The organism is Microbulbifer maximicatervae (SeqCode), from assembly GCF_056232625.1.
Window position 1 is genome coordinate 645,843 of record NZ_CP174324.1, and the last position, 14,544, is coordinate 660,386.

Sequence of the window (14,544 nt, forward strand, 5' to 3'; positions counted from 1 at the left end):
GCCGCGAATGGCCGTAGCCCTTTGCAAGAGCTGCAACGCAGCAGCTGTGGCCTTCAAGGCCCGCCCTTCGGGGCTTGCAGAGCGATTCACACTCCGCGTTGCGACTTCTTGAAAGGTCTAGACATTCCTGCGAAGCCGCGCCTTGATTGTGAACCGCTCTGCATGCCAGAGGTATCACGGAGTTATTCAGAGGCTCCCTAATATTATGGGTGGGATTTACCAGAAAGGGGGAGTTGTGGGCAGCTGTGGCCATGGGGCAGGTGCGTTTGCTGATGTGAAACTGAAAGATGGCCATTATATGGTAAAGGGCAAGAAGGTTGCCGGTTTCCCGGATTCCACAGAAAAAGAGAAGTCTTGGGCTAAACAGGGTACTTTATTACCGTTCTTGGTAGAGGAACGCCTTCGAGAGAATGGAGCCATTATTATTAATAAGGATAATGTTGCAGATAAGCATGATGTCATATCCGATCAGCGTATTGTTTCTACAATGTTTTTACCTTCTTCTGCGCTGGTTGCAAAAGAAATGCTGGGTTTAATCGAGAGCAACTAAATTGCTCCAGTACCTTATTGTGTATTTGCTCTATCGTTAGGCAGTCATTCTGCGGGTCAAGCTCTAACGAGTTTGGCCTCAATGCGACCAATCTCTACCTGTTAGTCTCAATATGCTATAACGCGGGTAACCAACTCGGGATCACTCGATCGCCCTGTAGCTAAATCTTGTCTCTGCATATTTATCTACCATTCTTTCTAAAGGGAACTGAAATCGGCGGCAGTGAATATGCGTCCATTTATTGTATTAATAATATCGGTAACTTTGGGAAAGCTGGCCTATGTATTTAGCCCCTCTCTGGGGAATAATGTAATAGTGGCCTTATTGGCCCTATTGGGTGTGGTTCCCTATTTGTTAATGCCGATTAGATCCGAGTTTTTCAGGGCGCAGATTCTTCAATGGGCTAAACAGAATAATATTGGCGTTTTGAGACTCGAGAGTAGGGGGTTTTCCAAAGGACGATTGTTTTGGCGTGTATCTGATGCGCAAAGTGTCTTCTGTGTTACCTCAAAAAAAGATACTTATTGGGTGGCGTGTGGCTCGTGGCTGCTGGGTTCTTATAGTCGGAAGCTACTGGTCTACAAACAGGTTGGAAGTGTTCTGGACTTGGTTGCAGCATTTGACGGAGATAATTGCCTGGTTGAGTGACTCTGTTTGGCGGTTATTTGCCTTAAGAGTTCGCCTTAATAGCAGCAATGTGAATATAAATATATTTTTGTTTGCGATTCATTATAAGAAGTAACCTATTGATTATAAAAAAGCCTGATATATTTGGCCGCGGTTCAACAAAGGTGTTTTCCATGGCGTTTCGCTGGTTTCATCTTTAATTTTCATTAAGAGAGAAATAAATATGTCACAGGTAAGTGATGACTTAGATTTGGTGGCGAAGAAAACGTCCAGCCCAGTGGTGGTGAAACTTTCATTAGCCAAAGCGTTTAAGAAAAGTGCCGAACCTATTCGTGATACTCAGATTACTTACAAACAGAATGTTGTTGCAATTAACACTCTGGTTACCAGTGTGTTGTCCTCGAGTTTGCCCACTTTAAATCAAAACCCACCGGACTGGAGTGATTTTGTAACAGCCTACACACAGGCCAATGCAGATGCTTTGGACTGGGTAAACAATGTACTAGCCAGGCTTCTGGATGTGCCTGGTGAAGTACAGAGCTATAACAGTGTTATCAGCCAGCTTTTACAGGATGCCCTTTCTCAAGCGAATATCCTCAAAAATGACCCGAGTAATAGTTCTGCACTGCAAATACTCAAGAATGATTTGAACTCAATTACCTCGCAACTGGGAATTGTTTCAACCTTTATCAGTGGTGCGATTAAGGCAATTCAAGGGTTTCAAGATAAACTGCCAGATATGGCGACACAATTGCAGTCAATTGCCGACAATTCTGTAAAGGATTCCCAGGCTGACGAGAAGAAAATTGCTGATCTAAAGCAGGATATCAAGAATTTACAGGCAGATATCAAATCCCTGACTGCCAGCATCGTTGCTCTGGGTATTGCCGATGCCACTGCTATCTCTCTGGGGACGGTTGCTTCTATCGTGGCTTTTCCTGAGGGCTTGTTGACCTGGTTTGTGATGGGGCCGGTGGCTGCTGTGGCATCAACCTTTATTGCTCTGGATGCTGCAAAAATTGTTGCCGATCAAAAGAGTATTCAGGATAAACAGGCAGAGATGGACCTGATCACTGCTGATGTATCTACTCTACAAATGTTGTCTCAGAGCTTTGGGCAGCTAGCAGAAGAAACCCAGCAAGTTGAAGATAATTTACAGGCCGTGTTACAAGAGTGGCAAACGCTTGAAAGTGATGTTTCCGATGCGATAAGTGACATTCAAACTGCGATCTCTGATGAAGAGGGGGCGAACTATACAGCTGTTATCAATGACCTTAACGATGCCGTGGCCGAGTGGAATGATGCTTATTCCCAAGCGGGCAGCCTGTTTATTGAGCTCAACGTGAACAATGCAGAATTGAACATTGGAATGAGTTCCGAACAGGTTAAATCTGCTTTTTCTACTGGAAGCACTGTTGGTGTGATTCAGTATTATAATAATCTCTGAGAATATTTTTGCAGTTTAGCTTTGAAGGCTTATTCCTGTGGAATAAGCCTTTTTAATTGCGCGGCAGCTAAATTGACTTCCCAAACTAAGTGTTTGAGAGTGCCAAGGTTTTTATTCCTCGTAACGAATGTCAGTAATATAAAAAGTCTGCCACTTTTCCCCCTGACGGATATCCACTTCATCATCGAGCTTGCGCCCTAATAAGGCACGGGCAACGGGGGAGTCCATGGATATCAAGCCTGCTTTTACATCGAATTCATCGGGTCCTACAATGCGGTAGCAAACGCTCTCTCCCTCATCATCTTCAAGCGTTACCCAGGCTCCAAAAAAAACCTTTTCCTTATCGTCCGGTATTCGATCTACAACAGTAATCTCTTCCAGGCGCTTGGTGAGAAAACGTACGCGGCTGTCGATTTCCCGCAGTCTTTTTTTACCGTAGATATAGTCTGCGTTTTCCGAGCGATCTCCCAGCTTGGCGGCGTCGCTAACCGCCTGGGTTACCCGGGGGCGCTCCTCCTCCCAGAGATGCTTAACTTCGGCGCGCATACGTTGCGCGCCCTCTGCGGTGATGTAGCGGGAGCCGCGTGGACGCGGCGGTCTCCATCTTCCCATAGTATTTTTTTAAACTCTTTTTAATTCAATATTGTTTAATTATAGGTTTTCGATGGTAATTCCCGGGCCGGGTTCCGCGAGCGGGAAATTAAATATGCGGCTATAGAATTCAAGCTCTCCCTCCAGGGCCAACTTGATACTGTCGCCACTGCGGAACCCATGCCCTTCATTGGCAAATGTAATATAAGACACCGGGATACCTCGCTCCCTCAGGGCATCCACCATGGTTTCGGCTTGGTTGGGTGGTACTACCTTGTCCTCCATGCCCTGGAAGAAAATCACGGGGCAATTCAGCTTTTCCACATCGTTAATGGGGGAGCGCTGAAGGTAGACTTTTTCTGCGGAAGGCCAGGGTCCTACCAGTTTATCCAGGTAGCGGGACTCAAACTTGTGGGTGTCTTTGGCGAGGCTGCTCAATTCCCCAATTCCATAATGGCTGGCACCTGCTTTAAAGGTATCGTGGTAAGTCAACGCTGCCAGCACTGTGTAACCGCCGGCACTACCACCTTTGATCAGCAGGCGATTGGGGTCGGCGAGCCCATCTTCTACCAGGTATTCTGCACCGGCGCAGACATCTTCCACGTCGTAGATGCCCCACTTATCGGCGAGGCGGTCCCGATATTCGCGGCCATAGCCGGTACTGCCGGAGTAGTTTACGTCCAGAATGCCAAATCCCCGGCTTGTCCAGTATTGAACTTTCAGGCTGAGGCCTGCTGATGTGGCGCCGGTGGGGCCTCCATGACTAAATACAATCAGCGGTGGCTTGTCGCCACTGGGTGCTTGGAAGTTGGGGTTGTGGGGTGGGTAATAAAATCCGTGTACCGCACGATTATCCACTTGGAAAGTGACGGCTTGAGCGATGGAGAACAAATTGGTTGGCAGCGAGCTGCTATTGCTACTGGCAATCTGTTCCGTTTTACCCGTCTTTTGGTTAAAGCTAATAACAGCGGGAAAGCTCTCTGCACCTGCGGCAATCATCACCCCGCTGCCATTTTCACAGTGCAGGCTTTCGATATCACAATAAGGCTGGGGAAGAGTTTGATGCTCTCCGCTTTTTATATTGACCTTCCCAAGGTGCCAAGTGCCACTCTGGGTGTAAGTACAGAGGATTTCCGTGGGGCTAATAAAGCCGTAAGTGGACATTCCAAATACCCACTGTGGTGTGGCGAATTCTGCTTCTTTTTTCCACAAGGGTTCGCTTTGTCCCAGCCTATATAGGTTCCACCAGTTGTTGCGATCAGAGACATAGCAGAGTTCGCCCTCAGGAGACCACTGGGGCTGAAAGACGGATTCATTCTCACCGCCGGCTACTTGGGTGACTTCACCGATATCCCCCACCTGATCGAGTTTGGCGATACAGAGCTCTGTCGCGTCCCAGGGGAGGTTAGGGTGGTGCCAGCGCAGAAAAGCCAGTTGATCACCGGCCGGATTCAGGGTTGGGTTCGAATAAAAGTCTGCCCCTTCTTGAAGGATTGTCGGCGGATTTGCCAGTGGGTTGTTTAGGTCTACCGCGATAATGCGCGCACGGGGTTCCTCGCCCTGCTGGTGGCCACTGGTATCTTCCTCGACACAAATTAATCGATTTCTCAGGGGGTCGACAATCAGATCGGCGTAGCGGGAGCTATTTTCTGCGGTGATTGCTTCGGGGATCGCATTGTCGAGCTTCATGCGATAAATGCGCTGATCTTCTGCCAGTACGAAATAGGCGGTGTCACCGTAAACAAGATAACTGCCGCCTCCATATTCATGGGCCTTGGTGCGTACGGCGATAGGAGCGGGGGTGAGATCTCTGCGCCCATTTTTTGGACAATACTGCACCAGTACATTCCTGCCTTTTTCAGACGGGCGGGACTCCAGCCAGTAATAGCGGCCATCTACTAAATTGGCTTCTGCCAGGCGAACGCTGCCCTCCACGAGAAGTTCTGCGTTGATTGCAGATTTCCAGCTGCCGTAAGGGGCGATGGTTGGAGTGATAGTCTCGCTCATGAGGTACTTACTTCCTTATTGGGTTTTTTCGCATTCTGCCGAGATGAATCCGGGGAAACAAGGTGCCTTGGCGGGGGCCCTATGATAGTCTCGCATAACCAAGCAAGCGCTTGGTGCTGTATTTTGTCGATGCGCTATCCAGAATCAGCTCTTCCACTCGCTCTGGTCCTTTTACGATCAGTTGGTGTTGTAGGAGCGACGCGCACACGCTGGATAGCCCTGTAAACAGCGGCCTTAACAAAGATAATTCAGGAGAGCCAGCGATGTCTGATGAAGTGGTGATTACTTGCGCCCTAACCGGAGTGCTTACCAACCCCCAGCAGCACCCGGTCCCGGTTACCCCCAAGGAAATGGCGGAATCCGCCCGTGAAGCCTACGATGCGGGGGCTTCCGTTATGCATGTTCATTTCCGCGCGCAAGAGGAAAACAAAGGCCATTTACCCACCTGGGACCCGCAAATAGCCTTGGAAATTGCCGATGCAATTCGCGATAAATGCCCTGGCGTTATTCTAAATTTTTCAACTGGCACTATCGGACGGGATCAGCAAGGCCCCTTGAGTTGTGTGCGTGCCGGTAAGCCGGAAATTGCCGCCTGTAATGCGGGAAGCCTGAACTATTTAAAGGCGCGATCCAACGGCACCTGGGCTTGGCCACCCATGGTATTTGATAATCCGGTCGATAAGGTAGAGGAGCTGTTGGCAGTTTGTCGGGAGACCGGTACCCGCCCGGAATTTGAGTGCTTTGATATTGGTATCGTTCGCTCTGTGGGAATGTATGCGGATGTAGGGATGGTGGATAAGCCCAACTACAACCTGGTGATGGGAGTGGCTTCAGGTATGCCTGCCGATCCCGATTTACTGGAAATTATTCCAAAATATATGAAGCCCGGCAGCTTATGGCAGAGCACAGTGATCGGCCGTGAGGAAATCTGGCCGGTGCATCGCAAGACTGCAGAATTGGGCGGCCATTTGCGCACTGGAGTTGAAGATACCTTTTACTTGCCGGGAGGAGAGCGGACTTCAGGGAATGGTCAATTGATTGAGGCTCTTGCGGCTGTAGCTGAAGAGACTGGGCGAAAGGTGGTATCGCCGAGCCGGGCGCGGGAGATTTTTTGTTGAGATTGGTTTAATTCTGCAAAATAGCCCGGCACTGGGTCGGACTATTTTGAACACTGCGCGCACCTCTGCTGGGGCGATAATTTAAGAAATAATAGGGTTATTTTAAAATTGTCGGGGCTCTCGGTATTTCTAAATCTTGGTGGTTTATCTGAAACTGTTAGGACCAGCTGCTGAGGTAAGTTTCAGAATGCAATCGGCTCTCTTCAGAAGTTAGTGATAATGTTGTCTCTGATTGCTAAAAATTGATCAATCTTAAGTCGCAAAGAATTACTGCCCCCCAAAGTATAGTTTCTAGTAAACAGTTGTTTGGAAGCTACAGGCCTCTTCAGGAAATGGATTAGGCTGTGGCCGAGCACGATCTATCCTTATTCGTAATGTCGTGATTAGCACAACTTTGTTGACTTTGATGGTGTTTTTGTACAAAATCCGCTCCATTTTTTATGCCCTATAGGTAAGGAAGTCGGATGATTGCGGTGCGTACTGTTGTTCCGAGCGGCAATATAACTGTAAGGTTTATACTGTTGTTGGGTGTGTTGCTGATGTCATTTTGCGCACATGCCTTTGACTCGACCGGGAAAGCAATTTACACCAAGGATATCGACGGGGATGGTGAGCAGGACTACTATATTGTTGGTCGTGAACGGTATCTGATATTACATGGTGAAATTCCTACTCCGATTACTTTGCCTCCTAGCCCCTCTTATGTAGTTTATGCAGATGGTTTAATTGCCCCTTTTACGGTGTCTGATAGTGAGCTGTTAGGGTATACACTTCTTACAGAAGGGGTTGATTTTTATTATGGTGATTTTGATGGCGACTCTATAACAGATACGCTTTTTAGGAACCAATATGCAGATGGTTCCCCGTTTGTTCTGACTGGCGTAAATGGAGAAGAGGTTCCAGCAAATATCGTCGCATTTCCGTCATCTGACAATTTGTCAGCTTTATTGTCTGATACTCAAAATAGATTTTACATAGATGATATAAATTCGGATGGTCTTGATGACCTAGTTTTACAACCTGATGAAGTTTACTTAGCCTATACAGCTTATCTTTCTGATGGGGAACTACCCAAGTTAGAGCAAGATATTCTATCGAGCGAGATGCAATCCGCAACCATTGCTGGTAGTTCTGCAGGTCAGTTTAGGGTCAACGAATCAGGTAGCGCTACTTATTCATTAGCAATAGCAACTGGAGTAGGTACCGCCGGTGTTGCCCCCCAGTTATCCATTAATTACCAAGGTAATAGTGGTAATGGCTTATTAGGGAAAGGGTGGTCTATAGGGGGGCTGTCAGGTATAACTCGTTGTAGGCAGACCCTTGCTACAGATGGGCAGGCTTTACCTATTAATTTCACTTCTTCAGATAGATTTTGCCTGGATGGACAGAGGCTTATTAACGTCTCTAATAAGGTTTATGGCTCTGAGGGTGCTGTGTACCGCACGGAGATTGATTCCTTTATCAAGGTTACTTCATTTGGCAGTTTAGGAGATGGGCCAGCGTATTTTACCGCTGAGAGAAAAGACGGCTCTACGAGCTGGTATGGTAATACAGCTAACTCCCGAGCAACTGCAGATGGTTCTGATGAAAACGTTGTTTCGTGGTTACAGAACGAGTTTCAAGATAGTGTTGGCAACCGAATTGAGTTTGAATATGAAGGTGACGCGAATACTGGCAAGCGTGTTCATGAAGTAAGATATGCTTACGGAGCGGGAGATAATGCCGCAGCTGTACAGTTTACCTATACCCCTAGACCTGACTACCTGGAAGCTTATACCGCTGGGCACTTGTTTAAAACCACTAAGCGCCTATCTAAGATTACCTCCACTTCAGATGGTAGTACCCTTCGCGAATACAATATTAGTTATCAGTTAGTAATAGATGACCTGTCTAAAAACCAAGTCTCCCTAATTGATGGAATTCAGGAATGTGTGGGTAGTAACTGTTTGCCCGCCCTCACTTTTGATTGGTCCCAGTATGACCTGAGCTATGGCTCAGCCAGTGGTACGGTAGACTTTACCGCTAACAGCAGTAGGTCGTTGAAGGATTTCCAGGTTGGCGACTTCGATGGTGATGGATACCAAGATGTTGTTTGGTTGGAGCTGGATGTTGACAGTGAAAGTGATCAAGATCACCAGGTCAAATATGCTCTGTCAAATGGGGTACGATTTGATCCGACAACTTATACTAATGGTAAGAGCTACTTATATTCAGGGGCCAATGCCGACGAGGATATCAGCATTGGAGTGCTTGATTACAATGCCGATGGCCGCTCAGATATTGCTGTATATGATAATCGCTATGCCAGTAAAACTTGGCATGTTTACCTGTCCACATATGTTGGCTCTCAGTGGAGGCTATCATCCAATGGTATTGACACGGGAGTACAAGAGCCTGATGGTGTCTTTGTTGATGTAAACTCTGATGGTCTTTCTGATTTGGTGGTTTTAAGTGGGGATAGCCTGCGTGTGTATCACCTTGAAACCGGATCAGCCCCGATTACTTCAGACTCCTACTATAAATTTGGGGATCCTAAAAGTTACTCTATTGATCTCCCATCCAATAGGAATATAAATAGGATTACTAATACACCATTAAAAGCTGCATCAGCAGATTTTAATGGTGATGGTAATGTCGATATAATGGTCGCTTTACAGAGGCCTTCAGTTAGTGGGTGTAAAGACGATCGTACTAATAGATCTGTAGACTTGGATATTTGCCTTGATGAGAATGGAGACATAAAAGAAGGGTATTCCTATACCTATACAGCATCTCATTCTGGGCATGCGATATATGTTTATAATTCTGAAACAGATAGCTACGATCTCTTTGACAGTCTTGGGGGATACCCCATGGAGTCTCATGTTGCAGCTGACTTTAATGGCGATGGGCTGACAGATTTATTGTTGCATGAATCCTCATCAACAAGTGTTTATCTGAGCACTGGCACTGAAATGGTCGAGGTTACTCCCAGTGGCTTCGCTTCAGAGGATGCAGGGGTATTGGATTTAAACCAGGATGGAAATCTGGATGTCTATTGGCCAGATCATGATTCTGGAGTATTGAAAGTTGAGCTTTGGGACTCTCAGACGTCGAGCTTTGCCACTACAAAGTCAGTAATCTCTATACCTAGTGACGAAGATTACACATATATCTTTGTTGATATTAATGGTGATAACCAGCCGGACTTTCATAAAATTACAGACGGAGGAAAGCTGACTTCCTATGTCTCGAATTATGATAGTTCTGCAAGCCGGGATATTCCCAGTAAAGTAATTACAGAAATTGATAATGGTTTGGGGAATGTTACCAATATTTCCTATAGTAATACGGTAGATGCTGGGTTCTACAGCCGCCTTGAGATGTCTGAATCTGTAAATGGAAAAGAGTGTACCACCACGCCTACCGAATACGATGAGAATGGATTGGAAATTCCAGGGGCCCCATATTGCTATCTAACGAAAACGGCAAATCCCAATGATTTTTATTCTGAGCTCAACGGCCCTTGGGCGCTGCCGGAGGAGAGCGTTACATTAGGAAAAGACACTCCAGTTTTAGATGTTTTGATACCAATGTATTTGGTTTCTAAAGTTGAGAGCACTTCTCCTTCCGCAAGTGTATCCCCTGGCTCTGTTGATTATTCAGCAATGAATGCAATTTCCTACGAATATTCGCAAATGAAATTGCAAGCCGCAGGGCGAGGAATGCTTGGCTTCCGAAAAATTTCTACCATTGATGAGCAGACTGGCGTAGAAACATCCACTTACTATCGTCAGGATTATCCTTTTATAGGAATGCCCCTGCAGACTGAAGTCCGAACTGCATCCAATGCTTTGATTCGAAAAGCCGCGAATATCTGGAATTTACAGGGATGGAATGGTTCAAATACGTCTGTGTTTCCTTATCAGCCTTATTTAGAAAATGTGATTGAGGAGACTTACTCGCTTGAAAATGATGGCGCCTCACATGGCGATCATCTACAAACGGTAATGACTGAAAGTAGCTATGATAACGATGGTAATGCAACTTCAATAAAAGTCAGAACAGTTGATGAGGTATCTGGTGAACAGTTTACTAAAGAGACGCTCAATTGTTTTGGCGGAGTTATGGCAACCCACCCTAATTCTAGCTGCTCAGCTGGGAGTGAATGGGAGTCTGAAAAAGGACGCTTGACTTTTACCCGGGTGACAAACAGTCGACCGGGGCTTGCTGACCATGTGCGTGAATCTGAATTCTCTTATTACGATAGCGGAGAATTAAAAGGCCTATTACACACCGAAACTGTTGAACCTAATAAAGCAGAATATAGATTAACAACGACTTATGAATATGATGATTTTGGTAATATTCAGAAAAAGACGTCAAGTGCTTCTGGTGAACAAAGTCGTTATACAAGAACTGAATATGATGCTTCAGGCCGTTTTGCAGAAAGGATATACAATAGCCTTGAGCATCTTACGGAGGAAGTGGTTAGCAGGAATTCATTTGGGGCACCTCTTCAGGTTAATGGCTTAAATGGATTAATAAGTTATATCACTTATGATGTTTTTGGGCGGGAGACGTATCGATATGATTCTTCCGGCGCTGATACAGAAATCCAATACTTGCTCTGTAATTCCGGGTGTATTGCTGGAGCTGAATATAAAGTTATAAAGAGCAGTAGTACTGGTGCAAATGCTACGGAGTATATGGATGCGCTTGGGAGAATAATCCGCACAGAAATTCAAGGCTTTAGTAAAACTATCTATACGGATCAGGAATATGATGATCTGGGAAGGGTCAAGTATGTCAGCGAACCCTATTTCGCCGGTGATGGTACCCTATGGACACAGACAGGCTATGATCTTTTAGGCCGCCCAGTTCATATTAGTGCACCAGATGACTCAGAGTTATCAATAAGTTATGACGGTCTTGAAATTGTTACTGTTAATGATAAGGGGCAACAAAAAACTGAACGAAAGAATGTTCTCGGTGAGCTGGTGGAGGTTGTCGATGCACTCAGTGGACGTATTACCTATGAGTATGATAGTCAGGGCAATCTGGGCAAAATTCACTCTTGGGGTCTAACAAACTCTTCTGGGAATCATATTGAGGAAAATGATGGCTTGACTTACCCCATTTCGGTCGTGATTGATTACGATGATATGGGGCGAAAAAACAGTATGAGCGACCCTGATAAAGGTGATTGGTCTTATACTTATACCAAGTTTGGTGAGCTGGAAACCCAGACTAATGCAAATGGCCATAGGGTTGAGTTTACCTATGACGCTCTAGGCCGAATGAAAACTCGTATCGATCTTGAGAATGGATCTACAGTTTCTGCCAATGTCACCTGGCAATACGACTCTGCTAACAATGGTGTGGGACAGATAGAGCTGGTTGAGGATTCTGTTAGTGGCTACCAAGTGCTCTATCAGTATGACGATATTGGCCGAAATACCACGCAATTGGTGGACTTTGATGGTAGTGGCTCCCAAGTATCCTATGTTACGACCACAGAGTTTGATGAATTTGGGCGTATTTACAAAGCCTACGATGCCTTGGATGATTTGTTGGCCGGCGGCCAGTCAGGTATTGAAAATCACTATAATGATTACGGCTATCTTGACAAAATTACCGATCTTGCTTCAGGTGACTTAATTCAGCAAGTATTGGAACAAACTGCTCGAGGACAGCTAAAGAAACAATTGCTAGGTAATGGTGCAACCAATAGCTACGGTTACGATAGCAAAACTGGGCGGCTCCTTAACCAGACTTCCGATGTGCTGGGTGTATTTGGTGTCCAGCATATCAGCTATAACTGGGATACCTTAGGTAATCTGACAAGTCGTCATAACCAGAGTGGGGATAAAGACCTACGTGAAAGTTTCTGCTATGACGATCTTAATCGCTTGGTAAAGAGTCATATTGGCGGTAATGATTATAATTGTTCTGGCTTGGCCTCTTCTGACCAGGACTTGCGTTACAACGCTATTGGCAATGTCATTTATAAGGCTGGTGTGGGTGATTACGCCTATGGAAACAGTTCTGGTCCCCATGCGGTCACTTCTGCCGGAGGTGTCGCCTATCGTTATGATGATAATGGCAATATGACTGCCGATGATTTTGATGGTGGCCGGGATATCGATTACACCACTTTTGATAAAGCGGAGCGTATAGAAAAAGGAAACCATATTACTGAATTTCTGTATGGTACTGAGCGCTCCCGCTATTATCGTAAAGATACCAATAATGCTACAGGGGAAGTGATTGAAACTTGGTACCTCGGTAATATTGAACGTATTGAAAACTCGTCCAAGCCTGGGGAGATTCAGTGGAAGCGCTATCTTGCCGGCACAGCAATTTATACCCTGACTACAGATGCTAGTTACGCTGTCCAGTCAACTGAGAAAGTATTCCAATATTTGGATCATCTGGGTTCGATAGATTTGCTGACTGATGATACTGGTGAGGTAATTCAGCAGATGTCTTTCGATATTTGGGGGCAACGTCGAAACAGTACAGATTGGGGTGGCTTGAGCTTATCGTCCTTGGCTGAGTATGATACTGATAATACAACGCGCGGATATACCGGCCATGAGATGCTGGATGCGGTTGGTATTATTCACATGAATGGCCGTATTTATGACCCTCGATTGGGGCGGTTTATGCAGGCAGATCCTTTTGTTCAGGCTGCTGCTGATACACAGATGTACAACCGCTATTCTTATGTGCGCAACAATCCCCTGAATGCCACGGACCCCAGTGGATATTTTCTTGACATTTTGGAAATGTCGTATGTTTCTGCTCGATTAAATAAACCAATTACTAGTTTATTTGCCGAAAGTCCTGAGTTTACGGCGGCGTTGCAAATTGTAGGAACGGCAATCAGCGCTTATTATTGTGGTCCCTGCTCAATTGCTTTTTCCGCTCAATTCTCGACGGATGTAGCCTATGCGAGAACTGGGGATTTTGGACAGTCCTTAAGAGCAGGCGCAATCAGCGGAGCCAGCGCAGCGGCCTTTTATGGGATTGGTAGCGCTTTTCAGGGAACTTCAGGTGCTGGGGCGGGAGCCGCCCGGATTGCTGCCCATGCAATGGTGGGAGGTATTACTGCTGAGCTTCAAGGTGGTAAGTTTGGCCACGGCTTCTTAGCCGCAGGGTTTAGTGCGGCAGCTTCAGCTAGCGGTATTTTAGGTGAGCCAGGAACTTTCACTCCAGAAGGGATTATCGGCTCAGCGGTTATTGGTGGGACAGCCTCAGTGCTCACAGGCGGGAAGTTTGCCAATGGGGCAGTTACGGGGGCGTTTAGTTATGTGCTTAATCATGCATTGCATGAGTCCCCGCTAGATCAGGCTATTGATAACGCTCATTCGCGACTTGATGCTCTTAGGCGCGGCCTTGAAGGTGCAAACTCAACTTGGGAAGGTCAATACTTAGGAATGTATGTATATGAAGTCGATGGGAAGTATATTCTGTCACAACCCTTTCCTGCAGATGTGGAGGGTGGTTATATGATTAACCCTGATAATCAAGGGTTTGCGGGCACTTCATTTGCTGTTGATCTTGACGCGGTAAGTATAGCTGCCGTAGCCATTAATGATGTATCTGGGACATGGAGATCTCCAGAGCAGTGGAGTAAAGGGGTTTATCTAAACTGGTCTAGTCAAATTGATGGGCCTGTTTCTGTGACTATTAATGATAATAGTTATCCTTGGTATAAAACTAGCTGGAGGTTTCAGCAGGATCAATGTATGAGAACTGGATGGAAAGATGGGGCATGTTAAAAAAAACGATTGCTAAAATTATTTATGTAGGACTAGCCAGTTTACTTGCTTGTAATGTACAGGGAGGTGAATTAGCGAATCATATATCAATTTATAAGCTCATAGTCGATCCTGAAAAATATGATGGCCAGCTTGTGATGGTATCCGGTTATATTGGCGGAAAAAATGGCCCTAGTAGAGGCTTATTCGTTAGGAAAATTGACGCATTAATCTCTAATACGGTGAACAAAATTAACTTTGATAGATCTTCTACATCTGAAGCCGTATTCGAAAAATGCCCATGGTCTTATGCGACGGTTGTGGGGAATTTTTCAGTTTCACCTATCACTGGTAAGTTATCATTAAAAAATATTCGATCTGTTAGCTCCTTTGATATCTCAAATGAGGAGCAAGGGGTTAAGCGCCTGCTTTGCTATCATGATTAGTCAGAATCAGTAT

At 45.8% G+C, this 14,544-nt stretch carries 8 protein-coding genes; 6 read left to right on the top strand and 2 right to left on the bottom strand.

Annotation, left to right across the window (positions count from 1 at the left end; translation table 11 throughout):
* Positions 1-205: 205 nt before the first annotated feature.
* The 3 genes from ACJJI6_RS02860 to ACJJI6_RS02870 all read left to right on the top strand — a co-directional run bounded on the left by ACJJI6_RS02860 (position 206) and on the right by ACJJI6_RS02870 (position 2,624).
* Positions 206-550, top strand: coding sequence for a type 1 glutamine amidotransferase family protein (locus ACJJI6_RS02860; RefSeq protein ID WP_444914099.1), 345 nt, complete (start codon positions 206-208; stop codon positions 548-550).
* Between the two features lie 228 nt (positions 551-778).
* On the top strand, positions 779-1,198 hold the full coding sequence (locus ACJJI6_RS02865) for a hypothetical protein (protein ID WP_444933517.1): 420 nt from the start codon (positions 779-781) through the stop codon (positions 1,196-1,198).
* Between the two features lie 202 nt (positions 1,199-1,400).
* The gene (locus ACJJI6_RS02870) at positions 1,401-2,624 is read left to right on the top strand and encodes an enterotoxin (HBL) (RefSeq protein WP_444933516.1); all 1,224 of its coding nucleotides are present in this window, start codon (positions 1,401-1,403) and stop codon (positions 2,622-2,624) included.
* A gap of 111 nt (positions 2,625-2,735) precedes the next feature.
* Here the strand turns inward: ACJJI6_RS02870 and greB are convergent, their stop codons facing one another.
* Together greB and ACJJI6_RS02880 are read right to left on the bottom strand one after the other, a co-directional pair.
* Entirely contained in the window at positions 2,736-3,236 is a 501-nt protein-coding gene (gene greB / locus ACJJI6_RS02875; protein ID WP_475712450.1) for a transcription elongation factor GreB, read from the bottom strand.
* Between the two features lie 39 nt (positions 3,237-3,275).
* Positions 3,276-5,222 (bottom strand): S9 family peptidase, encoded by a 1,947-nt coding sequence (locus ACJJI6_RS02880; RefSeq protein WP_444959645.1) that lies wholly within the window; start codon positions 5,220-5,222, stop codon positions 3,276-3,278.
* 263 nt (positions 5,223-5,485) lie between these two features.
* Here ACJJI6_RS02880 and ACJJI6_RS02885 point away from each other — a divergent pair, with 263 nt between their 5' ends.
* The 3 genes from ACJJI6_RS02885 (at position 5,486) to ACJJI6_RS02895 (ending at position 14,531) form a co-directional block, all read left to right on the top strand.
* The gene (locus ACJJI6_RS02885) at positions 5,486-6,340 is read left to right on the top strand and encodes a beta-keto acid cleavage family enzyme (protein WP_444913362.1); all 855 of its coding nucleotides are present in this window, start codon (positions 5,486-5,488) and stop codon (positions 6,338-6,340) included.
* A 464-nt stretch (positions 6,341-6,804) separates the two neighbouring features.
* A complete protein-coding gene (locus tag ACJJI6_RS02890) occupies positions 6,805-14,106 on the top strand; it encodes an FG-GAP-like repeat-containing protein (protein WP_475712451.1) in 7,302 nt (2,433 codons plus the stop codon).
* A complete protein-coding gene (locus tag ACJJI6_RS02895) occupies positions 14,085-14,531 on the top strand; it encodes a hypothetical protein (protein ID WP_475712452.1) in 447 nt (148 codons plus the stop codon). Before ACJJI6_RS02890 ends, ACJJI6_RS02895 begins: the two co-directional genes overlap by 22 nt.
* The last annotated feature ends 13 nt before the right edge of the window (positions 14,532-14,544 follow it).

What these genes read in the sequence shown, in the direction of transcription:
- ACJJI6_RS02860 (WP_444914099.1), top strand. Translation starts at nt 206, where the DNA reads ATGGGTGGGATTTACCAGAAAGGGGGAGTTGTGGGCAGCTGTGGCCAT.
- ACJJI6_RS02865 (WP_444933517.1), top strand. Translation starts at nt 779, where the DNA reads ATGCGTCCATTTATTGTATTAATAATATCGGTAACTTTGGGAAAGCTG.
- ACJJI6_RS02870 (WP_444933516.1), top strand. Translation starts at nt 1,401, where the DNA reads ATGTCACAGGTAAGTGATGACTTAGATTTGGTGGCGAAGAAAACGTCC.
- greB (WP_475712450.1), bottom strand. Translation starts at nt 3,236, where the DNA reads ATGGGAAGATGGAGACCGCCGCGTCCACGCGGCTCCCGCTACATCACC.
- ACJJI6_RS02880 (WP_444959645.1), bottom strand. Translation starts at nt 5,222, where the DNA reads ATGAGCGAGACTATCACTCCAACCATCGCCCCTTACGGCAGCTGGAAA.
- ACJJI6_RS02885 (WP_444913362.1), top strand. Translation starts at nt 5,486, where the DNA reads ATGTCTGATGAAGTGGTGATTACTTGCGCCCTAACCGGAGTGCTTACC.
- ACJJI6_RS02890 (WP_475712451.1), top strand. Translation starts at nt 6,805, where the DNA reads ATGATTGCGGTGCGTACTGTTGTTCCGAGCGGCAATATAACTGTAAGG.
- ACJJI6_RS02895 (WP_475712452.1), top strand. Translation starts at nt 14,085, where the DNA reads ATGGAAAGATGGGGCATGTTAAAAAAAACGATTGCTAAAATTATTTAT.